Here is a 22,154-nt window from a genome sequence, read left to right as displayed (position 1 = left end):
ATCTATCTCCCTTACGAAATGCGGATGCGCGGGTTGAGGTAGACATAGCCGATGTCCGAGATCAGCTGCGTGAACAGCACCACAAAGACCGACACGACCGAAATCGCCAGCAACAGCTGAATGTCGTTATTGCCCGCCGCCTGCACCAGCGCCCAGCCAAAGCCCTTGTAGTTGAACAGGGTCTCGACAATCACCACGCCGTTCAGCAGCCACGGGAACTGCAGCATGATGACGGTAAAAGGCGCGATCAGCGCATTGCGCAGCGCGTGTTTCATGACGATGTTGCCAAACGAAACACCCTTGAGACGCGCAGTGCGGATGTATTGCGCAGTCATCACCTCGGTCATCGACGCCCGGGTCATCCGAGCGATATAGCCCATCCCGTATAGCGAGATGGTCAGTACCGGCAGGAAGAAGTTCTCGAAGGTTGGGTTGTCCATCGCTGACGTCGCCGTGCCCTTGAACCATTTCAGGCCGACGGTCGAAGAGGTAAAGATCGCGATGAAGATCACGCCCGACACATATTCCGGCGTCGCCGTTGTAATGATCGAGAATGTGGACAGCGACCGGTCCAATGCTGATCCTTCACGCATCCCGGCCAACACGCCCACCAGCAGCGCAGACGGTACCATCAGAACCAGAACCCAGAACATCAGATAGCCGGTATTGCCGAGACGCGTTCCGACGATTTTGCCGACTTCGTCCTTGAAAACGGTTGAATAACCCCAGTCGCCCTGCAAAACGCCGCAATATCTGGGGGTCGTTTCCTCGGTCGATCCCGGCCGGGTGCAGGTGCCAAGGAACGTGCCGTCGTCCAGCGTCTTGGAAAAACCGGGGAGAACGCCCAGCCACTGACCGTACTTGACCAGCGTGGGTTGCAGATAGCCGCGGTTCTCAAGCCAGGTCTCAACCTGTTCGTCGGACATCCGCTGGTTGCCCTGCGTTTTCGCAAGCTTTTCTAGGTTTGGGTAAAGGTTGGTCAGAAAAAAGACCACGAAGGTTAGGCACAATGCCGTCAGTAGCATGACGCCGAACCGTCGGAGGATGAATAGTCCCATGATGGCCCCTGTTGTTCGGGTGTTCCGCAGATCATTGGACCATTGTCTGGCCTCGGACATCCGACCCCGTGTCGGCCTGTCTGCGGCTGGAAAGGGGCGCCCCGATCAGGCGCCCCCGTTTAAATCAGGCAGAGCTTAGGCCGCCCAGCCCCACTTATAGTGGTGGTGCTCAAAGGATACGTGCATGTCTGTGCCGACAAGCCCGTCCTTCATGTGGCGGTAAAGCGAGCGCCAGTAAGGCTGAATGGTCACGCCTTCTTCCTGGATCATCGCTTCGCCCTTGGCGACCACTTCGCGGCGCTTGTCCGCATCAGCGATGGCAAGCGCTTCGGTCAGCAGTGCGTCGAACTCGGGGTTCGCCCAGCCAAACTCGTTCCAGGCCTCGCCCGAACGATAGGCCAGTGCCCAGATTTGCACGCCCAGCGGACGGTGGTTCCAGTTGGTCGAGCTGTAGGGATACTTCGCCCAGTCGTTCCAGAACGTGTTGCCCGGCAGAACGGTCCGCTTGACCTTGATGCCTGCGTCACGCAGCTGTGCGGCAACCGCGTCGGTGGTGTTCCGGCGCCAGTCATCGTCGATCGAGATCAGTTCGTGCTCGAAATCAGCCATTCCGGCTTCTTCCATCAGTGCGCGCGCACCTTCGGGATCAACCTTTTGTGGCGGCAGCTCGAAATAATCCGGGTGGATCGGACCAACGTGGTGGTTTTCCGCAGGCGAACCACGGCCACCAAAGCCCAGTTCCAAGCAGACAGCGTTGTCCACGGCCATTTGCAGAGCCTGACGCACACGCTTGTCTTCGTAGACGCGCTTGCCGTCGACTTCGGCCAGCTGGTTCGGACGGATGACGATGGTGTTCATGGTCACCACTTCCGACTTCACATAGCCAAGGCCGTCCATCACGTCGATGAATTCACCAACCGATTCATACAGCATGTCGACTTCATCGGATTCCAGCGCGGCCAGCCATGCAGACGGGTCAGTGCCGTAGTCGATGTAGACGATGCTATCCAGAGCAGGGCGGCCAAAGACCTCTTCACCCCACCAGGTGTGGTTCTCGTTGCGCACCAGGGTGGCCTTCACGCCGACTTCCAGATCCTGAACCAGGTACGGGCCGGTGCCAACATTGTTCAGCAGGTCGTTTTCGCTGAACGAGCTGTGGACGATCGCTGCAGGGTAGTCGGCCATACCCGCGATCAGCGAGATATCAGAGGCCGGCAGGTTCAGTTTGACGGTCTGCGGATCGACAACTTCGATGCCACCTTCGATCGCCTGACCGGTGTTTTCGTCGACGAGTGTCGCGAAGCGGCCCGCCATCGAGTTGGTTTCCGAGCTCTTGTCGCACCAGCGCGCAATGTTGCGGGCCACGTCATCTGCGGTGAAGTCGTCGCCGTTGTTCCATTTGACGCCAGGACGTACTTTCAGAGTGTACACAGTTGCGTCTTCGTTGACTTCCCAGCCTTCCAGCAGCATGCCGCGGAAGGTACCGTCCGAGTTATACTCGACCAAGTTTTCAAGGGTGCCACGGGTGACGTTTGCGATCTGCGACCAGTCATAAGTGCGCGGATCTTTCAGTGCGCGGACTTCCATCTGAACGCGAAGGGTACCGCCCTCTTTCTTGGCGTCTTCACCTTCTGCATGAGCCGGTGCCGGCAGGCCAATCAGGCCATAGGCTGCTGCCGCTGTAACGCCCAAGCCGGTGGTGCGGGTCAGGAATTCGCGTCGGTTCAGCTTACCGTCCCGGTATTCCTGAGCGTGCATTTCTGCTGCCCAGTGAACCGGTGCTCCGGTCGTTGTTTTGTTTGTCATCAACATTACTCCCTGTGAAATGGTATTTTTTGGGATGCCTTAGATTAACCGCGCAGGCCGGTGCGATCCGGTTGGCGGTTTCTATCGTTGTTCTGGTTTCGCACGCTGCACATCCCCATGCACGACATTCCGCACCAGAAAAGGGGTGAGGTCAATGTTCGAAATCGTCATTAAAGGTAAAAAAACGACATTGACGGCCAGAGTTTACCCGGCGGCGCAGTGCTATAACACCCTAAGCGGCTTACGAAACGGCCAATCCAGCTGAACAGATTCGCGACCTGAGAGCGTGGTAAGACTTGCTTGAATTTTATTTGGTATCACTATGATAAATCGATTGTATTCCACGCCTTCATGCGCGCGCGAAACCAGGTGCGCTGTCGTTTGGCGAATTGGCGGGTGGAAATGGTCGCTCGGTTCCGCGCCTCATCCAGCGTCAGACTGCCATCGAGATAGGCCATCAGTTCGGGGACACCGATGGCTTTGAACGCGGGAAGCGACGGGTCGTAGAGATCGCGCATTTGCTCAACTTCTGTCAGAGCACCTGTGTCCAGCATTTGATCGAACCGTCGAGTGATGCGGTCCAAAAGCCATTCCTTGTTAACGTTGAACACAATCGGCACAGCGTCGTTCAGGTCCAGAACTGGTGGCGGTGTTTCGTCCTGCCAGGCGCTGAGGTTTTTGCCGGTGGCTTGCTGTACCTCCCACGCGCGCTGAACCCGTGCGCGGTTCTGTGTGTCAATGCGTTCGCGTGTGCGATCGTCGACCCCATCAAGTAAGGCCTGCAAGCCCAGCTTATCTGCCTGTTCCCGGATTTCAGGTGGCGTCGCCGGGATATCCGCCATGCCTTCGGTCAGTGCCGAAAAATACAGCCCTGTACCCCCCACGATGATCGGCCGAGCCTCGCCACGGAGCAACGGTTTGACCTCGCGCAGCCAGTGGCCTGTGGAATAGGGCTGATCGTAGGCGATATGGCCGTACAGCAAATGCCGCGCGCGGGCTTCATCCTCGGCTGAAGGGCGGGCCGAGATAACGCGCCAGCAGTCGTAAACCTGACTTGCGTCAGCATTCACGATGACGCCTCCGAACTGTTCGGCAATCTGCAAGGCCAACTCGGATTTACCCGATGCGGTAGGGCCTGCAATCAGCACGGGTTTATCGTCAGGGATCGGGGGCAAAAGGTCCAAAATCTGCGATGTAGGGGCTTTGGTCATTTCGGGCCGCCTCATTCCTAACCAACCGCATTGAACCTGCGGAGTTTTTGCTTCATTTTGCGCCGGAAATAAACCCGTGCCAGCCCGGAGCGCAACATGAGCCTTTCCCCGAATACCGAAACCGCCGAAACCCCAAAACCAAAGTATGATCGAGTGATGCTGAAAATCTCGGGCGAGGCGCTTATGGGCGATCAGGGTTTTGGCCTGCATCCGCCCACCGTTCAGCGCATCGCGCAAGAGGTCAAATCAGTGCATGATCTGGGCGTTGAGATTTGCATGGTCATCGGCGGGGGCAACATTTTCCGTGGGCTCAGCGGCTCGGCCCAGGGGATGGAACGGACCACCGCGGACTATATGGGCATGCTGGCCACCGTGATGAACGCGCTGGGGATGCAATCGGCGCTGGAAGAGATTGGTGTGTTCACACGTGTGATCTCAGCCATTCGCATGGATGAGGTTTGCGAGCCCTACATCCGTCGCCGTGCTGTGCGCCACCTCGAGAAAAAGCGGGTTTGCATCTTTGCCGCCGGGACTGGCAACCCGTATTTCACGACTGACACCGCCGCGACCCTGCGCGCGAACGAAATGGCCTGTCAGGCGATCTTTATGGGTAAGAACGGTGTTGATGGCATCTATGACAAAGACCCCAAAGAACATGCGGACGCCGTGCGCTATGACTCGGTCAGCTATGACGATGTTCTGGCCAAGCGCCTGCGGGTTATGGATGCCTCGGCGATTGCCCTTGCACGCGACAACAACCTGCCGCTGATCGTGTTCGGTCTGGATGAGCCCGGCGGATTCCGCGGCATTCTGGCGGGCGAGGGCACGTATACCAAAGTTCAGGGCTAAACGACGCGACAGCTTTTTGCATGTGCAAGCAGCGCAGCGTGCTTGACGAAGCTCTGCCTCCTCGGCAGTTTGGCCCTGTTCCCGCGGATTTACGCGCCGGGGGCTGTCTGCACGCGATGGGCGGCAGACTGGGCTGGAAGACCTGCCATGATTTCCGAGGTATCCGAAATCATGCTCGGGCACCTCTTGGTTGAACGTGCATGAGCAAGGAGAGACGTGCGATGAGCGCTCTGGATATCAACTTTGTCCGGTCACAGTTTCCGGCCTTTTCAGAACCCAGTCTGAAGGGACAGGCCTTCTTTGAAAATGCTGGCGGGTCATACACTTGCAAACCGGTCCTCGACCGGCTGACGCGGTACTACACGCAGCGTAAAGTGCAGCCCTATGCACCGTATGACGCCAGCCGTCTGGCCGGTGAGGAAATGGATGAGGCGCGCGCGCGGATGGCGGCCATTTTGGGTGTCGACACGGACGAGTTGAGCTTTGGCCCGTCCACGACGCAGAACACCTATGTGCTGGCGCAGGCTTTTCGGCAGTGGATGCAACCCGGCGAAGCGATTGTCGTCACCAATCAGGATCACGAGGCGAACTCGGGACCATGGCGGCGGTTGGCGGACGAGGGGATCGAGATCCGCGAGTGGCAAATTGATCCGGAAACCGGCTCGCTGAACCCGATGGACCTGGAAAACCTGCTGGACGAAAAGGTCCGGCTTGTGTGTTTTCCCCATTGCTCGAACGTGATTGGTGAGATCAACCCGGTCACTGAAATCACCGCGATTGCCCATGCTGCAGGCGCGTTTGTCTGCGTGGATGGCGTGTCTTATGCCCCGCACGGGTTCCCGAATGTGGGTGATCTGGGGCCAGATATCTATCTGTTTTCGGCCTATAAAACCTACGGCCCGCATCAGGGTTGCATGGTGATCCGGCGCACCATCGGGGAAATGCTGCCCAATCAGGCGCATTTCTTCAACGGTGACGTTCTGTATAAACGCTTTACTCCGGCTGGACCGGATCACGCCCAGATCGCCGCAAGCGCGGGCATGGCGGACTATGTGGATGTGCTCTGTGGCCATCACGGCGAAGCGGCAAGGGACGCCGCACAGCGTGGTGCTTCTGTTCACGACCTGATGCGCGATCACGAAATCGAATTGCTGCAGCCAGTGCTGGACGCGGTCAAGGATCGCAATGCGGTCCGTTTGATTGGGACGTCCGACGCGTCGCGCCGCGCGCCGACCGTGTCCCTCGCGTTGAACCGCAATGCCGAAGCCGTCGCGGCTGAACTGGCTGGACACGGAGTTATGGCCGGCGGCGGGGATTTTTACGCCGTACGCCCCTTGCAGGCGATGGGGGTGGACTTGGATCAGGGTGTTCTGCGAGTCAGCTTCACGCACTACACCTCGAAACAGGAAATTGATCAGCTTTTAAATGCACTTGACGACGTTTTGTGATCCATTGTCCGCTCTGCTTCGTAACGGAAGAAAACATCAGGGCGGATATGGAAAACGAGCGGTCACCGATCATTATGTGGTTCCGGCGGGACTTGCGCCTGTCGGATCACCCAGCACTGCGCGCGGCGGCTGAAACCGGGCGTCCGGTCATTCCCGTATATATTTGCGACGACAGTGTCGATGCGCTTGGTGCAGCGCCAAAATGGCGACTGGGCTTGGGCCTGAAAGCCTTTTCCGACGCGCTCCGGGACGCGGGCAGCCCGTTGATCCTGCGGCGTGGCGATGCTTTGACCGTACTTCAGGACCTGATCACAGAGACCGGGGCGCAATGCGTTTTTTGGTCTCGCGCTTATGATCCGCAAGCCATCGCAAGGGATACCAAGATCAAGGCGGCGCTAACGGATCAGAACATCTTGGCCAAGTCCTTTTCAGGCCATCTTTTGTTCGAACCTTGGACCGTCGCGACCAAAACCGGGAAACCGTTCCGTGTTTTCACGCCGATGTGGCGCGCGGTGCAAAACCGGGATGTTCCGGACTCTACCGACGCTGTAACGCATCTACCGCCGCCTGACACGTGGCCCATATCCGACGACCTTGAGGATTGGCATCTGGGCGCGCAAATGCAACGCGGAACAGCCGTTGTGGCACCGTTCGTTCGCCCGGGCGAAACCGCCGCCTTTCAAGCGCTGCATCAGTTTCTGGACCGTGTAACCGACTATTCCGAGCATCGGGACCGCCTGGACATCGACGGGACATCGAACCTTTCCGAATATCTGTCTTTGGGCGAAATCGGCCCGCGTAGCGTATGGCACAGGATCCAGCAGGCGGGCATTACAGGTGTGCAGGGGGGCGAACCCTATTTGCGCCAGCTCGTCTGGCGCGAATTTGCCTATCACCTGATGTATCACACGCCAACATTGCTGAGCGGCAATTGGAAACCCGAATGGGACAGTTTTCCTTGGAACACCGATCCTGACAGCCCCGAAGTAGTTGCATGGAAACAGGCCAAAACCGGTGTCCCGGGCGTCGATGCCGGGTTGCGGCAGATGTACGTGACCGGGCGGATGCACAATCGCGCCAGGATGATCGTGGCCAGTTACCTAACCAAGCACCTGATGACCCATTGGAAGATCGGCATGGATTGGTTTGCAGACTGCCTTGTTGACTGGGACCCGGCCGCGAACGCGATGGGTTGGCAATGGGTTGCGGGATCCGGGCCGGATGCTTCGCCGTTTTTTCGCATTTTCAACCCGCAGACGCAGCAGGAAAAGTTCGATCCGCAATCGCGATATGTCCGGCAATGGATCGCCGAGGGGCAGGCCAACCCACCCGAAACGGCATTGGCCTATTTCGACGCGGTTCCGAGGTCCTGGGGCCTCAGCCCAACCGATCCATACCCGCAGCCGGTTGTTGACTTGGCGGCTGGCAGGGCGCGCGCTTTGGCCGCTTACGAAGGTCGAAAGAACCAGTAAGGAATTGAAAACTTGCCAGAAACACAAACTCGGCCTAGCCTGTCGGAAAGGCCGCACAGGGGAGAGCGGATGATTTTGACGACCACAGACGGGCAGAAGGACCTGCCCAGATACTTTGCTCAGGTCTTTAAGATGCTGAACCGGATGCAATCCGGGCGGCTGGACATTGCCTTGCCGGACGGACGTATTTTCCGAACCGAAGGTGCGAAGGCCGGGCCAGTGGCACGTGTCGACATCCACAACCCGGACATCTTCGCCCGCCTGATCCGCGAGGGCGAATTGGGGTTTTCGGACGGGTATCTGGAAGGCGATTGGAGCACGCCGGATCTGCGATCCTTCATGGATCTTGTGCATTTGGGTAATGAAACTGTCTATGACGGCTTTACAGGCAAAGCGCTGGTCCAAATGTATGAACGCCTGCGGTTCTGGCTACACCGGAACAACCGGGCGCAGGCTAAAAAGAACATTTCGTATCATTACGACTTGGGCAATGAATTCTACGGCCTTTGGCTGGATGACACGATGACCTATTCCAGCGCTTTGTTCGAAACAGGGCAGGAAAGCTTGGAAAAGGCGCAAACCGCAAAATACGCAAGCCTTGTCGATGAAATGGGTGCCAAGCCCGGCGATCATATCCTTGAAATTGGCTGCGGCTGGGGCGGGTTCGCCGAATACGCAGCGAAAGAGCGTGGCCTGCGGGTCACAGGTCTGACAATCAGCCAAGAGCAGTTGAAGTTTGCGCAGCAACGTATGGAAAATGCTGGGCTTTCTGACATGGTTGAGCTCAAGCTGCAGGATTACCGCGATGAGCGCGGCCAATATGATGGCATCGCTTCGATTGAGATGTTCGAAGCGGTCGGCCAGAGATATTGGCCGGTCTATTTTGAAACTGTCCGGGACCGCCTGAAGCCGGGCGCGCAAGCCACGTTACAGATCATCACGGTCGCCGATCATAGGTGGGATGTTTACCGTAACGGTGTTGATTTTATTCAAAAATACATCTTTCCGGGCGGTATGCTCCCGGCCCCGACTGTGCTGAAGGAACAAATAACCAACGCTGGTTTGAACGTGGTCAAGTCGAAGGAATTTGGCAAAAGTTATGATCTGACGCTACGCCGCTGGTACGACACGTTTAATGACAAGTGGGACGAAATCTCGGAAATGGGCTTTGATGAGCGTTTCCGCCGCATGTGGAATTATTATTTGACCGCGTGCGGTGCGGCCTTTGACACCGGTAATTGCGATGTGACACAGATCACTATAGCGAAACCGAGTTGAGGAATGGACCTTAAGTAATGCCTACTGCCGCGCGTCTTACTGCTGCACTCTGTCTTTTGGTCGTTGCATTTCTGGTTTCCGGTATGATCATAGCAAATGGCGACGAAGGCAAAGACTACGGCATTTTTACCCAGGTCAACATGTTCATAGGCGTGGTTTGTGGTTGGTGGATCATGGGCAAGCGCGCAGGGCGCGGTTGGACGGCCGGGATCAACAATGGGTTAACCGGTATCGCAGCACTTGTATTCTGGGGCCTGTTTGTTCAGGGCGTTTACGAGATGTTCCGTCTGGCCATGCGGCATAGGTTTGATGGCCCGTTCGAAGCGTTGATCGCGATCTTTGAGATCGGCGTCGAGTACGGCCGCCAACTGATTGTTCCCGAGATATTGTGGACTTTGGCCATCGGGGCGTTGGTGGCCGGTTTGGCCACCGAAGAAGCACAGCGCCGCTGGCGCTGAGCCGGGCGCAGATTTACGAAAGAAAACAACAGTGTCCGATCTGTTCTTTTACGGAACGCTCCGGCATTTGCCATTGCTGGAGCTAGTTTTGGGGCGACCAGCCTCACAGCTGGAATTTTCTCAGGCTTCGCTGAAAGATCACGCCGTATACGCGGTGCAGGATCAGCCATTCCCGATGATCTTGCAGCAAGACGGTAGCGTCGCCCACGGTTTGTTGGTGCGGGGTTTGACCGGGGAAGACCGCAAGCGGCTGGTATTTTACGAGGGTGGCTTCGACTATGACCTAAGCCCTCAGACGGTCCATCCGGATGACGGGACGAGCGTTGAAGCACGGGTGTTTTACCCAGAGCCGGGGCTTTGGTCACCTGGACAGCCGTGGTCACTGCAGGCCTGGGTCCAGGAATGGGGAGAGATGACAGTTCTGGCCGCGCAAGAGGTCATGGCCCATTTTGGTCGTGTTGATGCAGCGCAGATCGCGCGCAGTTTCCCAGCGATCCGTACACGGGCTTGGGCCAGACTGGCAGCGCGCCAACGCGTGACTGGTGACACCAGACAAACCGAGACCGATGTCATCGTGCATGACCGAAAGCAGCCATATATCAACTACTTCGCAATGGATGAAGTCGCGGTGCAATACCGTCAATACGACGGTTCGATGGGGCCGGTTCTGAACCGCAGCGGCCTGATGCAGGGCAGCGCTGTGATCGTGCTGCCGTATGATCCGGTACGCGATACCGTGTTGTTGGTCGAACAATTCAGAACGCCGGTCTATCTGATCGATGACCCCGAACCCTGGATGTGGGAACCGGTCGCCGGAATGATCGACCCCGGCGAAAAACCCGAACAAGCAGCCCGGCGTGAGGCAGAAGAAGAGGCCCAGATCACGCTGAACAGTCTGCATTATGCGGGTGGGGCGTATTCTTCCAGCGGTTCATCGACGGAATACTTGCATCTGTATGTCGGGCTGGCCGATCTGACGAAAACCATCGACGATGGCGGGCTGGGAACAGAGGGCGAGGATATCAGAACGCAAATCTTGTCGTTTGAACACTTCATGGACCATGTGGACAGTCACGGGTTCAAGGATTTACCGCTTTTGGCGCTGGCCCATTGGCTTGCACGTCATCGTGACCGTTTGCGTGGATGACTTTCGCCGCTTGTGGTCGTCGCCCGCCGCGGGTAAATCTGCGTTGATCCGAAAAGAAATGAGGGCGCCATGCGCATTGCACGAGACCTTGCCGACGCAGTCGGAAAAACCCCGCTGATCCGCCTGCGTCGCATCAGCGAAGAGACCGGGTGCGAGATTCTCGGCAAGGCCGAGTTCATGAATCCGGGCCAGTCGGTCAAGGATCGCGCAGCGCTGTACATTATCAAGGATGCCATCGCGCGCGGCGACCTGAAACCGGGTGGCACCATTGTCGAAGGTACGGCAGGTAACACAGGTATTGGTCTTGCTCTTGTGGGCGCTTCGATGGGGTTCAAAACCGTCATCGTCATTCCGGAAACCCAATCTGAAGAAAAGAAGGATATGCTGCGCCTTGCCGGTGCCCAGCTCGTCCAGGTTCCGGCCGCGCCGTATCGCAACCCGAACAATTTCGTGCACTACTCGCGCCGCCTGGCGGAAGAGCTGGCGCAGACCGAACCGAATGGCGCGATCTGGGCCAACCAGTTCGACAATGTGGCCAACCGTCAGGCGCATGTGGAAACCACCGGTCCCGAGATCTGGGAACAGACCGACAGCAAGGTTGACGGGTTTGTCTGTGCCGTAGGCTCGGGCGGTACGTTGGCTGGTGTCGCTGAAGCGCTGCAGCCCAAGGGCGTCAAAATCGGTCTGGTCGATCCGATGGGGGCGGGGCTGTATTCGTACTACACCACCGGCGAGATCGCGATGGAGGGTGGCTCGATCGCGGAAGGCATCGGTCAAGTGCGCATTACCAAGAACCTTGAAGGGTTCAAACCGGATTTTGCATATCAAATGTCGGACAACGAGGCGCTGCCCTATATCTTTGACCTGCTGCGCGAAGAAGGTTTGGTCATGGGCGGTTCGACCGCGATCAACATGGCAGGCGCGGTGCGTCTGGCCAAGGATCTTGGCCCGGGCCACACCATCGTCACCATCCTTTGTGACTATGGCACCCGCTATCAATCCAAGCTGTTCAACCCCGAGTTTCTGCGTGAAAAGGAACTGCCGGTACCGGATTGGATGACCGAAGCACCGCGCAGCATCCCCGGCGTGTTCGAGGACGTATGATGCTGCGGCAGGTCCGCCTGTTCCTGACCCTTTTCGCGGTTTGCTTCGCGCTGCTGGGCGGCCCTGCTGCGGCGCAGTTGAACGATCGCCAAAGCGAGTATTATCAGGGGTGGGTCAAAACGGCGGACCGGGCCGAAACGGTTATTGAGGCCAATCGGGCCTCAAACGCCTCGCTCGAAAACCTGCGGGCAGAGATCAACGACTATCGGGATGATTTCAACCGGGCGCGCGGAGCAAACACCGAGCGCATTCAGACGCTTGAAAACCAGATCAAGGCGCTGGGTCCAGCACCCGAAGGGGACGCGTCCGAACCCGAAGACATCGCGACCCTTCGAAAGCACTTGAACGAACAGCTCAACAGTTTGCGCGTTCCCCAGATCATCTCGGAAGAGGCATTCAGCCGTGCCAATGGTTTGATCTCTGAAATAGATAAGCTGCTGCGCGATCGTCAGACCAAAGAGCTGTTAGAGCGTGGCCCGTCCCCTTTGAATCCTGCCCATTGGGGACCGGCCTGGGTCGATGTGAATGAAGCAGCGCAAGCGTTGTTCAATGAAGCCCGGCGCAACTTGAACACCGACATCGTTCACGAACGACTGCGTACCCGAGGTTTGGGTATTCTGGCCTTGGTGGTCGTTGCCGGGATTCTGCTGTTTTATGGTAAACGCTGGTCCGAGGCTGCTGGTGAGCGCCTACGTTCTTTCGGAGGGCAGGGCAGCGGCGTCTGGGCGTTCCTGACTTCGCTGCTGCGGATAATCCTTCCCTGGGCCGGAGTTTGGCTGTTGGTTCAGGCCGTTGTGCTGACCGGTGTGTTGGGGCTGCGTGGCACTTTGCTGATAGAGAACGTGCCGTATTGGGCCGCGATCATTCTGTACTATGACTGGATCGGTCGGCAGGTTTATGTGCTGCAAGAGGCGCAGGGTTTCCAAAAGCTATCACGTCAAAAAGTAACCGAACTGCGCGTCTACCTGGACATGCTGGCGGCATTTTTGATCCTGCATGAATTGGTGAACCTGTTCGAGCAGATCGAGAATATCTCGGACGCAACACGCGCCGTTGTCGCCTTTCCGGTCATCATCGCCACGGCGTTGGTGTTGTTGCGTGTCCGCCGGGTCCGAACTGTCGACGTGCCGGTCGATGATGACGAGCCTTCGGCTACGGCGCGCGCCGCCGGGTTCAGCCAGTTGGTCGAGTTCATTCGGCGGGCGCTGTTCCTGCTGGGGATTGCCAGTCCGATTCTGGCCGTTCTTGGGTACACCAACGCCGCAGAAGCCATTGTTTTCCCCGCAGTACGTTCGCTGGTTCTGATTGCAGCACTGGTTATCGTTCAGCGGTTCCTGACGTCTGTTTACGGATGGATCAGTGGGCAAGGCGACAAAGCAAAAGACTCGCTATTTGCAGTGCTGATCGGGTTTGCAATGGCCATTTTGGCCATGCCGGTCCTTGCGCTCTATTGGGGCGCGCGCGAAACCGACCTGCTCGAAGTTTGGTCGCGCTTGCTGCAAGGGTTCGATATTGGTGGGGTCACGATCTCCCCCAGCAACTTCTTCACCTTCCTGGTCATCTTTGCCGTTGGCTACGGCCTGACGCGCATGTTGCAGAGCGGGTTGCGCAATTCACTGCTGCCTAAAACCAGCATTGATCCGGGTGGGCAGAACGCGATTGTGTCAGGCACCGGCTATGTCGGCATTTTCCTGGCCGCCCTGATCGCGATCACCATCGCCGGGTTCAACTTGTCTTCGCTCGCGATTGTCGCTGGTGCCCTGTCAGTCGGGATCGGCTTCGGTTTGCAGACGATCGTGTCGAACTTTGTGTCGGGCATCATCCTTCTGGTCGAGCGCCCGATTTCGAAAGGTGACTGGATCGATGTGAACGGGATGATGGGTTATGTGCGCGACATTTCCGTTCGATCCACTCGGATTGAGACGTTTGACCGAACCGATGTGATTGTTCCGAACTCGGACCTGATCAGCGGTGTGGTCACGAACTATACGCGGGGCAATACGATCGGCCGTGTGATCGTTCCGGTGGGTGTCGCCTACGGGACTGACACGCGGAAGGTCGAAAAGATCCTGGGCGAGATTGCGAATACGCACCCGATGGTTCTGGCGATTCCCGCACCCAGCGTGGTTTTTCAGGGCTTTGGCGCAGACTCGCTCGATTTTGAAATTCGCGCGATTCTACGGGATGTGAACTGGGTGCTGTCGGTCAAATCTGACATGAACCATGAGATCAACCGCCGGTTTGTCGAAGAAGGAATCGAGATTCCGTTTGCTCAGCGCGATGTCTGGTTGCGCAATCCCGAGACCCTGCAACAAGGCAGCGGGCAACAGGCCAACGCCCCGACAGAACCGTCAGAGGCGCAACCGTCAACCAAACCCGTCGAGATGACCGAAGGCGATCTGTCCGACGGCGATGGTGACGAGGTTTAGCAGCCCTGGCAGGGCTTTCGATCAGAGGTGAATTTTTACTCTAATCGAGCCTTGCAAATCCCACGGCGATAGTCCAAATATCCCGCTCACGGAGAGGTGGCCGAGTGGTCGAAGGCGCACGCCTGGAAAGTGTGTAGGCGGGAAACCGTCTCCAGGGTTCGAATCCCTGTCTCTCCGCCACACCACCCTTGTTGCCGTTTGTACTGTCGTATTCCCGATGCCAATCTGGGTGAGTACATCACCACGGATTCAATCATTGCGCATGTCCAAGATTGACTAAATCAAAAATCTGATTGTTTACTTGTTGTTGAAATGCTGAGACATGCCCCGGCTGTTCCTGTCGGGTTCTGATTTTTTCTCTTTGGTCGTGTTACTTACACGGCGCGCAGGCAAGGGATTTGAAATATGGAAATTATCGCTGATCAATTGCGGACCTATCCGATCATGGCGTTGTTTTTGTGTTTGGGCCTCGGGTATGGGGTTGGCAAATTCAAGGTCGGTAAATTCGAGCTTGGAGGCATCGCCGGGACGCTGCTTGTGGCCGTGTTCGTGGGGCAGATCGGCGGGATCAACCTCAGCACAGACGTTCAGAATGTATTCTTCTCGCTGTTCATTTTCATGGTCGGTTACAACGGGGGGCCACAGTTTTTTGCAGCCCTGAACCGAACGGCCCTGACGAAACTGCTTGCAGCCTTCATGATGACCTTGTGGGGGCTGTTTTTCGTGATTGTCGTCGCCAGGTGGGCGGGGCTGGACAAGGGGCTGGCGGCCGGACTTGCGGCCGGCGGGCTAACCCAGTCGGCCATCATCGGAACTGCCGGCAACGCCATCGATCTGCTTGGCCTTGCAGCGGACGAGGCCGAAAAGCTGAAGACCAACATCGCTGTCGGTTATTCGGTGACTTATATCTTTGGCTCAATTGGCCCAATTCTGGCGGTCAGTGTCATCCCAATCATAATGAAATGGAACCTGCGGGAAGAAGCGCTGAAGCTGGCCCAAAAGCTCAGCGGTGGCGGACGTACGCTGGAAGAGGGTGAATTCCTGCCGATGAACCGCTTTGACGCAAGGGCCTACCGCGTTCAGGACGGTGCCCGGATTGCCGGACAGTCGGTCAAAGAGATCGAAGCGGGATTTGACGAAGACATACTGGTCGAACGTTTGCTGCGCGACGGTGTGGCCGTGGACGCGGCCCCCGATACAACGGTCAATGCGGGTGATCTGGTTGTCGTCTCTGGCTTGGTTTCCGGGCTGGCGAAGTTCGAAAGCTCGGCCGGAAGCGAGATTGGGGAAGTACCGCCCGAAATGGTCATCGTCGAGGAACGGCGCAATGTGGTGATCACCAACCCCAAGCTGGCAGGCAAAACCCTTATTCAACTGCGCGAGGCGATCTCGGCTGATCAGCGCCGCGGTGTCTACATCTCAAAGATCACGCGCATGGGGCACGATGTTCCGGTGCTACACAACACGGAAATTCATGCCGGCGATGAGGTCAGTATTGTTGGTCACAAAGACGACTTGAGCCGGGCCGCCAAGTTTGCCGGATATGTACCGCCTTCGGCCTCGGTTACAAATTTCATTGCCTTGGGGATTGGTGTTGCCGTTGGGTATCTGGTCGGCGAAATCAGTTTTGTCATTGCAGGAACCAAGGTGGCCCTTGGGTCGGGGCTTGGCTGTCTGGTGACGGGCTTGATCATCGGTTACCTGCGTACGCGCCGTCCCAAGATCGGGGGCATCAACCGTGGTGCGGCCAACTTCTTGCAGAGCTTTGGTTTGGCGGTCTTTGTCGGCGTGGTCGGCTTGAACGCCGGGCAGCCTGCACTGCAAGCTATTCAGGAATATGGCATCACCTTGCTGCTGCTTGGCGTCGTTGTGACGTTGATGCCCATGATCGTCCAGTTTCCGATCAATTACATCGCGTTGCGTATTCGCAATCCCATTGAGGCCTGCGCCGTCGTGACCGGTTCGCGGTCCGGCAACCCCGGCTTTGCGACACTGTTGGAAAAGGCGGGTAACTCGACACCAACGCCTGCGTTCACGATGACCTACGCGGTCGCAAACATATTCCTGACGCTTTGGGGGCCGCTGGTTGTGGCTTTTGTCCCGTAAGAGTCAGATCAACAGAATGACGATGACGGACCCCCATAGGGCCAATAGCACGTTGCCGACTGCGTAGCCTAACCCATAGCCAAGCGTGGGGACCTGGCTTTGCGCGGCTTCCTGAACGGCTGCGAGGGCAGGGGCAGAGGTGCCCGCGCCGCAACAGGTTCCCGCCAGGACGCCCTCGTTGATGTTAAAGACTTTGCGGCCGACAAAAATCGCCGAGCCATGGGCCAGTATGACGATGGCCAAGGATCCGATAATCAGTGACGGTCCGCTTTCCAGAACTCCGGCGACGAAGCTTGTCCCGGACGTGATCCCGACGCAGGCCACAAAAACGCACAAGCCGACCGAGTCGAATATCCATAATGTCGCCTCGGGCACAAAACCGAATGTCCTGCGCACTGAACTCAGCCAGCCTGCAACCAGACCGCCCAACAGAACACCAACCGATGTTCCAAGACCAAGTTCGATCGCCCCGTATTTCAGGGCAGGGATGCCGATCAGTCCGCCGAGCAAAATGAAGAACGCAACAAAGACCATGTCGGTCTTACTTGTTTCCCGGTCCAGGTAGCCCAGCGCAGCGGCGGCGTCCACAATATGGCGTCGGGTGCCAGAGACGGTTACCACGTCGCCTTTGTGCAAAGTGACACCGCGAAAGATCGGTAGCCGCTCGCCGCTGCGCATGATCCCGCGCAGAAAGACCGTGCGGGCCTCGGGCCGGGTCGATAATTCGCCCAGTGTTTGATTAACGACGGCGTTGTTCGTGACTACGATATCGTCGGTTTCAACCGGCAGATCCAGCAGCTCGGGGTCTTCGACCTCGTCCCCGATTTGGTCAGAGTGGTCGATCAAAAACGAGCGCATTCCAGCTATGGCGGCTATATCCCCGTCTTTCAGAACCATATCCCGAGAGGTCGGCAGGATTTTGTCGTCACGCCGAACGCGGTCGATGTAGGCCCGGACATGCTTGGGAACCTGGGCTTCGATTTCGGCAACGGTATGACCCGCGAATTCATGAGCAATGCGATATGCCCGTGCTTCAAAATCGCGGTGCTTCGGCACCATTGGCGCCGAGTCATCTTCCAGTTCGGCCTCGTGCTCCGCGCAGGCCTCTTTCAATGACCGGCCATAAAATCGCGGTGCCAGTTGCGTATGAAAGAAGATCGTCGCGATGACACCGACGAAATAGGCAACTGCAAATCCGGTCGCGATTTCGGCGTCGAATATCTGCTGGGCCGCTTCATCGGCCCCGGTTTTGGCGAAGGAATCGATCGCAACGCCAAGCGTGGCGCTTTCCGTCGCACCACCAGCCAAAAGCCCGGCAGCTATTCCAACCGAAAGGCCCATCAAAGGTGCCAGCAGAACAGCAACCACCAAAGCCACGACGCAAAGCAGCGCGGTGATGGCGATCTGCGGAAGGGCGCTCAGGTTCAACGACCGGAAAAACTGCGGTCCGGTTCTGTACCCAATCGAAAAGAGGAACAGTAAGAAGAACGCTTGTTTGAGGTCATCCGAGACGACGACACCTGTCTGGCCGACAAGGACGCCGGCCAGAAGACAGCCCGCCACCGATCCGACGGTGAACGAACCTATGGTGATTTTTCCAATCGAATAGCCAAGGGCAAGGCTGCAAAACAGCGCCAGTTCCGGGTGATCGATAAAGATCGAGCCGATCAATTCCATAAAGCTGCGCCCTTTGCCTGCAATCGTTCTTAGCCGTGCAAAGGCAGCCCCTTAGAGGCGCGATAGGCTTGCACATAGCCCGTTGCAACAGCCCGAACTGCGCGACCGATCTGTCGATAGGCGCTGTCATCCAGATTGGCGAAGGACACCCGCGCAGACCAGTTCGGCGCATCGAACCCCGATCCGTTCAACAGCACGATCCCGTGGTCCTGCGCCAGTTTGAACGAGATATCCAGTGGATGGACGTTTTCCTTGATCCATTCCACCACATCTTCGCCGACGTATTTCCGCAGCCAGAATTCAAAATCGATGATGCCATAGTACTTGTCGAACAGGGGGTTGTCGGGCACTTCGATCCCGAGACCTTCGACAAGTTCGTCAAAGCGATGTTTGAGGATGCCCCAGCAGAACGCCTGATAGTGTTTCTCTTCATCCATCAATTCGACCAGCGAGAACAGCGTCATCATCACCTGTTGCGGGACCGAAAGACCCGCAGTGTGGTTCAGCGCAACATCGCGGCTGTCGGCCACGATCCGATCGATGAACTTGAATGAGGACGGGTCAGGTGTCAGCGTCTCGTACCGGGCATTCACGACGGCTTTGACGTCCTCGGGGGCCTCGGCGATCATCTTGTCGAAGATGTTGTTCTGCGACACCAGAATCGCGCCAAGGCGCCAGCCTGTACAGCCAAAATACTTGGAGTACGAATAAACCCCGATGGTGTTTTCGGGCAGGTGACCCATAACAGACTCGAAGTTTGGCACAAAAGTTCCGTAGACGTCATCCGTCAGGATGATCAGATCTGGTCGGCGTGTTTTTACGAATTCCACCAGCCGCACCATGACCTCGGGGCTGATTGCGACCGAAGACGGGTTACCCGGATTGACCAGAAACAAGGCTTTGACTTTTGGGTCGGCAAGTTGTTCCAGATCGTCATCGGTAAGCTGGAAGTGGTCTTCTTCTTCGGACGAAACATCCACCACGTTCAGCCCGTAATCTTCAAGCACGGGCATTTCGAGGTAAGGGGTGAAAATCGGGGTTCCAAGGGCGATCGTATCGCCGGCATTAAGCAGTCGCTGATTTTTGAGCGCTTTGAAGATATAGCACATCGCAGCAGTTCCGCCTTCAACCGCGTAGATGTCGAACTTGGCGTCAGGCCTGTGCCCGGAACACATCGCCCACATCACGTATTCATGGACGATTGCCTCGTTATGCTGCAGGCAGCGGTCCGGCATCGGATAGTGATCGCCAATGATACCGTCAGTCAGTTCCAGTACGAAATCGTCAGGAGTGAAGCCGAACTTTTCAATTGCGAAATCGACGACGGCGGCCAGTGTATCCGCCCCCGGAGGGCCGTTCTTGTCTTGCGATGCCTGACAATAGGCTTTGAGGCGGTCATAACAGCCGGGCCCCTGCGGCATTCCCGCCAGGCCGACCTCAGCTTCATTACGATGCCGCTGCGCCTCGGTCATGGCGAACTGTCCCAGCAGAAAAAACGCCTCACGCGCCTTGGTGGCGATCCAGTTGGGGTTGCCGCGCCCTGCGTTCAGATAGGGCAGGGCCATCTGGCGCGACTCTTTTTGCGCCAGTTTGATGAGTTCGTCTTTGATTTGAAATGGGCTGAGGTTTTCGAACTTGTGGAGATCAAGTGTGTCAGACATCGCGTCACATCCATGATTTAAACATAGGAATAAAGTGATTTGATACTAAGGACCTGCGCCTTCGCCTGTAAACAGAAAGGATTGATCGGTTCGCCGGGTCTTCAACTGGAAAGAGTGAAGGTCCGTCAGTCGGAAACACGGCAACCCGATGGCTATTTCCCAGATTTGGACCAGCGCACAAGAAGGCTGGCCGCAATTGGCGCGCCAATGATCACCACGACGATACGCGTCAGGTGGTGCGTGACCACATACCCCAAATCCGCACCCGACACGATGGCCAAAACCGTCATTTCAGCCTGACCGCCGGGCGCAAAGGCCAGGAAAGCTTCGACCGGTTGGCCCAGTCCGATTGCTGTGACCAGGATTGTGAAAGCTGCGGCCAGCACGGCCAGCAGGATAACATACGTGAACCCTGCGGCCACAACGCGCCGGAGCTCTGACCAGGTAACGCCAACAAATTTGACGCCAATTCCACACCCGATGAAGAACTGCGCGAACAAAATCGCCTCACGCGGAGGACGTGTATGAACAAAATCCCCGAGTGACAGTGCCGCAGTCAGGATCAATGGTCCGAGGATAGAGGCACCGAACAAACCAATCTTCTCTCCGCCCTTCCAGCCGATAAAGGCTGCGATGACCATGAGAGCCAGTTCGTGGGGAGGCAGGGCCGAGGCCGGTTCGCCGAGGGGATTGGTCAACTCGGCCCCATAAAACACGGTCAGAAAGATGGGGGCCAACGTGACAATGATCAGAACACGTGTTCCGTGCACCAAGGACAGCACGCGCGGATTGGCCCCGGCCTCGGCGCCAAAGATGACCATGTCCTGAAAGCCGCCGGGCATTGCTGCATAAAAAGCGGTTGTGTCATCAAACCCCCAGAATTTGCGGAAGAATGGAACGCCAACCAACGCAATGAGCAGGATAAAGACGGGGACCAGCAAAAGCGACGTTGCCATCTTGGGCAGTTCAGCAAACAGGCTGGGGGTTATGGATGCGCCGACTGCGACACCAAGAATCGTTCTGGCGGCAACCGAGACCTGACCGAAATCCCGAATGGGTGCATGTGCCAGTGCCGCGATGAGACAGGCCGACATTGGGCCAAACAGAAAAGGCAGCGGCAGGTTCAAAAACCAGAACACTGCAGTGCCCAATCCGGCAATCAGAAGCGTGTTCAGTCTTTGAAACATTGCTGAAGAGTGCGGACGTGCGGAGGCCAAAGACGGGGTCCATCTGGGTTGAGTCTAAGATGTATGCAGTTGTATACAATATTGAAGTGATTGCAATGACCCGGCCCAAAATATCTCAATATGACACTGCGGATTTTTGCCTATTGAATGTGACTTAAGTCCCAATGACTGTTTTCGCGCACAAGCGTGCGAAGTGACATGTAGTTTCCGTAGCGTATAGGGCGGATGCGGAATTCCTGTTAGGACGGCCTTATGCGTAAGGATGACAGAATCGAAATCGGGTTTTTGCTGTTTGACGGCTTTCCGATGGCCTGCCTGACCTCGGTGATCGAGCCATTGCGGGCGGCCAATGAAATCGCCGGGCAAGAGGCGTTCTGTTGGACGTTGCTGTCCGAGCATGGGCAAAAGGTCAAATCCAGTGCGGGGGTCCGCTTTGAGGCCGAGCGGTCGTTGGCTGCTTGCAAGGTCATCGACATCCTGTTTCTACTCAGCAGCCCAACATCAGGTTTTGATGATGCATCCATGGGCAATGGCGCATTGCGCAGCCTTGGGCGTCACGGTTCCGTTCTGGGTGGGATCAGCGGCGGAGTTTTCCCTCTGGTGCGGTCCGGTGTGATGAGAGGGCAACCCGTTTCAGTTCACTGGTGTTATGAGGCTGCTTTTTTGGCCGAATTCCCCGAGGTCGACGCCCGCAGCGAGGTGATCGTAAAGACCTCGACGCGCTACACGGCGGCCGGGGCGGCGGCCGGGTTCGACCTGGCCCTGCATCTGATCGAGGAGCGTTTGGGCGGTGATGTCGCTCACGAGGTCGCTTGCTGGTTTCAGCACCCGATGATGCGCGGGGCAGGGGTGCGCCAACAGGTTCCGGCCGCGACCATGCCGGATACCGGCGACAGCCTTCCGCCTTTGGTGTCTCGCTGCGTTGACCTGTTTGCCGGGAATATGAGTGATCCGATTTCGATTGCAGACGTGGCCCGGACAATTGGTGTAACCCCGCGCCAGGTGGAACGGGCGTTCAAACAGGCGACGGGGCAAAGCCCCAGCCACTACTACCGTGCCATGCGGATGAAGGCGGCGCGGCAGATGGTTGTTTACACAAAAGACCCGATTGCAGAGATTGCCGCGGCCATAGGATACGGATCTGTCGCACCGTTGGTCACGCATTACCGATCTGCTTTTGGGGTCAGTCCCAGCGAAGATCGACGCAGAATCAATCGATTCCGCGTCGAAGACAATGCGCCTTTGCCGTCAGTCTGAGGCGTC

The 22,154-nt window shown here is 57.2% G+C and carries 16 protein-coding genes and 1 tRNA gene; 11 read left to right on the top strand and 6 right to left on the bottom strand.

Features of this window, described 5'->3' with window-relative positions:
- Positions 1 to 11: 11 nt before the first annotated feature.
- From J7416_RS05680 to miaA, 3 genes are all read right to left on the bottom strand, one after another.
- Positions 12 to 1,058 carry an ABC transporter permease gene (locus tag J7416_RS05680; protein ID WP_209223740.1) on the bottom strand — a complete coding sequence of 349 codons (1,047 nt, stop codon included), beginning with the start codon at positions 1,056 to 1,058 and terminating at the stop codon, positions 12 to 14.
- Positions 1,059 to 1,193: 135 nt separating this feature from the next.
- The gene (locus tag J7416_RS05675; RefSeq protein WP_209223739.1) at positions 1,194 to 2,864 is read right to left on the bottom strand and encodes an ABC transporter substrate-binding protein; all 1,671 of its coding nucleotides are present in this window, start codon (positions 2,862 to 2,864) and stop codon (positions 1,194 to 1,196) included.
- A gap of 320 nt (positions 2,865 to 3,184) precedes the next feature.
- Positions 3,185 to 4,075: a tRNA (adenosine(37)-N6)-dimethylallyltransferase MiaA gene (gene miaA, locus J7416_RS05670; RefSeq protein WP_209223738.1), complete on the bottom strand. Its 891-nt coding sequence runs from the start codon at positions 4,073 to 4,075 to the stop codon at positions 3,185 to 3,187.
- Positions 4,076 to 4,171: 96 nt separating this feature from the next.
- On the opposite strand from miaA, the gene pyrH reads away from it, so the two are divergent.
- The 10 genes from pyrH to aspT all read left to right on the top strand — a co-directional run bounded on the left by pyrH (position 4,172) and on the right by aspT (position 16,366).
- Positions 4,172 to 4,924, top strand: a complete 753-nt coding sequence (pyrH, locus tag J7416_RS05665; protein ID WP_209223737.1) for a UMP kinase — start codon at positions 4,172 to 4,174, stop codon at positions 4,922 to 4,924.
- A gap of 221 nt (positions 4,925 to 5,145) precedes the next feature.
- Positions 5,146 to 6,372 (top strand): aminotransferase class V-fold PLP-dependent enzyme, encoded by a 1,227-nt coding sequence (locus tag J7416_RS05660; protein WP_209223736.1) that lies wholly within the window; start codon positions 5,146 to 5,148, stop codon positions 6,370 to 6,372.
- Between the two features lie 47 nt (positions 6,373 to 6,419).
- Complete coding sequence (locus J7416_RS05655; RefSeq protein WP_209223735.1) at positions 6,420 to 7,844, top strand: deoxyribodipyrimidine photo-lyase; 1,425 nt, start codon at positions 6,420 to 6,422, stop codon at positions 7,842 to 7,844.
- A gap of 69 nt (positions 7,845 to 7,913) precedes the next feature.
- Positions 7,914 to 9,122: a cyclopropane-fatty-acyl-phospholipid synthase family protein gene (locus J7416_RS05650; protein ID WP_209223734.1), complete on the top strand. Its 1,209-nt coding sequence runs from the start codon at positions 7,914 to 7,916 to the stop codon at positions 9,120 to 9,122.
- 17 nt (positions 9,123 to 9,139) lie between these two features.
- Complete coding sequence (locus tag J7416_RS05645; protein WP_209223733.1) at positions 9,140 to 9,580, top strand: TrgA family protein; 441 nt, start codon at positions 9,140 to 9,142, stop codon at positions 9,578 to 9,580.
- Positions 9,581 to 9,611: 31 nt separating this feature from the next.
- Positions 9,612 to 10,727, top strand: a complete 1,116-nt coding sequence (locus J7416_RS05640) for an NUDIX domain-containing protein (RefSeq protein WP_209223732.1) — start codon at positions 9,612 to 9,614, stop codon at positions 10,725 to 10,727.
- A gap of 69 nt (positions 10,728 to 10,796) precedes the next feature.
- Positions 10,797 to 11,831, top strand: coding sequence for a cysteine synthase A (locus J7416_RS05635; protein ID WP_209223731.1), 1,035 nt, complete (start codon positions 10,797 to 10,799; stop codon positions 11,829 to 11,831).
- A complete protein-coding gene (locus tag J7416_RS05630) occupies positions 11,831 to 14,260 on the top strand; it encodes a DUF3772 domain-containing protein (RefSeq protein WP_209223730.1) in 2,430 nt (809 codons plus the stop codon). The genes J7416_RS05635 and J7416_RS05630 overlap by 1 nt, the downstream gene beginning before the upstream one ends.
- A gap of 90 nt (positions 14,261 to 14,350) precedes the next feature.
- Positions 14,351 to 14,440, top strand: a tRNA-Ser gene (locus J7416_RS05625).
- Positions 14,441 to 14,665: 225 nt separating this feature from the next.
- Positions 14,666 to 16,366 carry an aspartate-alanine antiporter gene (gene aspT, locus J7416_RS05620; protein ID WP_209223729.1) on the top strand — a complete coding sequence of 567 codons (1,701 nt, stop codon included), beginning with the start codon at positions 14,666 to 14,668 and terminating at the stop codon, positions 16,364 to 16,366.
- Positions 16,367 to 16,369: 3 nt separating this feature from the next.
- Here aspT and J7416_RS05615 read toward each other — a convergent pair whose 3' ends face one another.
- From J7416_RS05615 to J7416_RS05605, 3 genes are all read right to left on the bottom strand, one after another.
- The gene (locus tag J7416_RS05615; RefSeq protein WP_209223728.1) at positions 16,370 to 18,043 is read right to left on the bottom strand and encodes a TrkA C-terminal domain-containing protein; all 1,674 of its coding nucleotides are present in this window, start codon (positions 18,041 to 18,043) and stop codon (positions 16,370 to 16,372) included.
- Between the two features lie 29 nt (positions 18,044 to 18,072).
- Positions 18,073 to 19,704 carry a bifunctional aspartate transaminase/aspartate 4-decarboxylase gene (locus J7416_RS05610; protein ID WP_209223727.1) on the bottom strand — a complete coding sequence of 544 codons (1,632 nt, stop codon included), beginning with the start codon at positions 19,702 to 19,704 and terminating at the stop codon, positions 18,073 to 18,075.
- A 152-nt stretch (positions 19,705 to 19,856) separates the two neighbouring features.
- Positions 19,857 to 20,891: an AbrB family transcriptional regulator gene (locus J7416_RS05605; protein ID WP_209223726.1), complete on the bottom strand. Its 1,035-nt coding sequence runs from the start codon at positions 20,889 to 20,891 to the stop codon at positions 19,857 to 19,859.
- 252 nt (positions 20,892 to 21,143) lie between these two features.
- On the opposite strand from J7416_RS05605, the gene J7416_RS05600 reads away from it, so the two are divergent.
- Positions 21,144 to 22,148 (top strand): GlxA family transcriptional regulator, encoded by a 1,005-nt coding sequence (locus J7416_RS05600; protein ID WP_209223725.1) that lies wholly within the window; start codon positions 21,144 to 21,146, stop codon positions 22,146 to 22,148.
- Positions 22,149 to 22,154: the final 6 nt, after the last annotated feature.

Source organism: Ruegeria sp. R14_0 (assembly GCF_017743975.1).
Lineage (GTDB): Bacteria > Pseudomonadota > Alphaproteobacteria > Rhodobacterales > Rhodobacteraceae > Ruegeria.
This window is presented reverse-complemented; position numbering and strand designations above follow the sequence as displayed.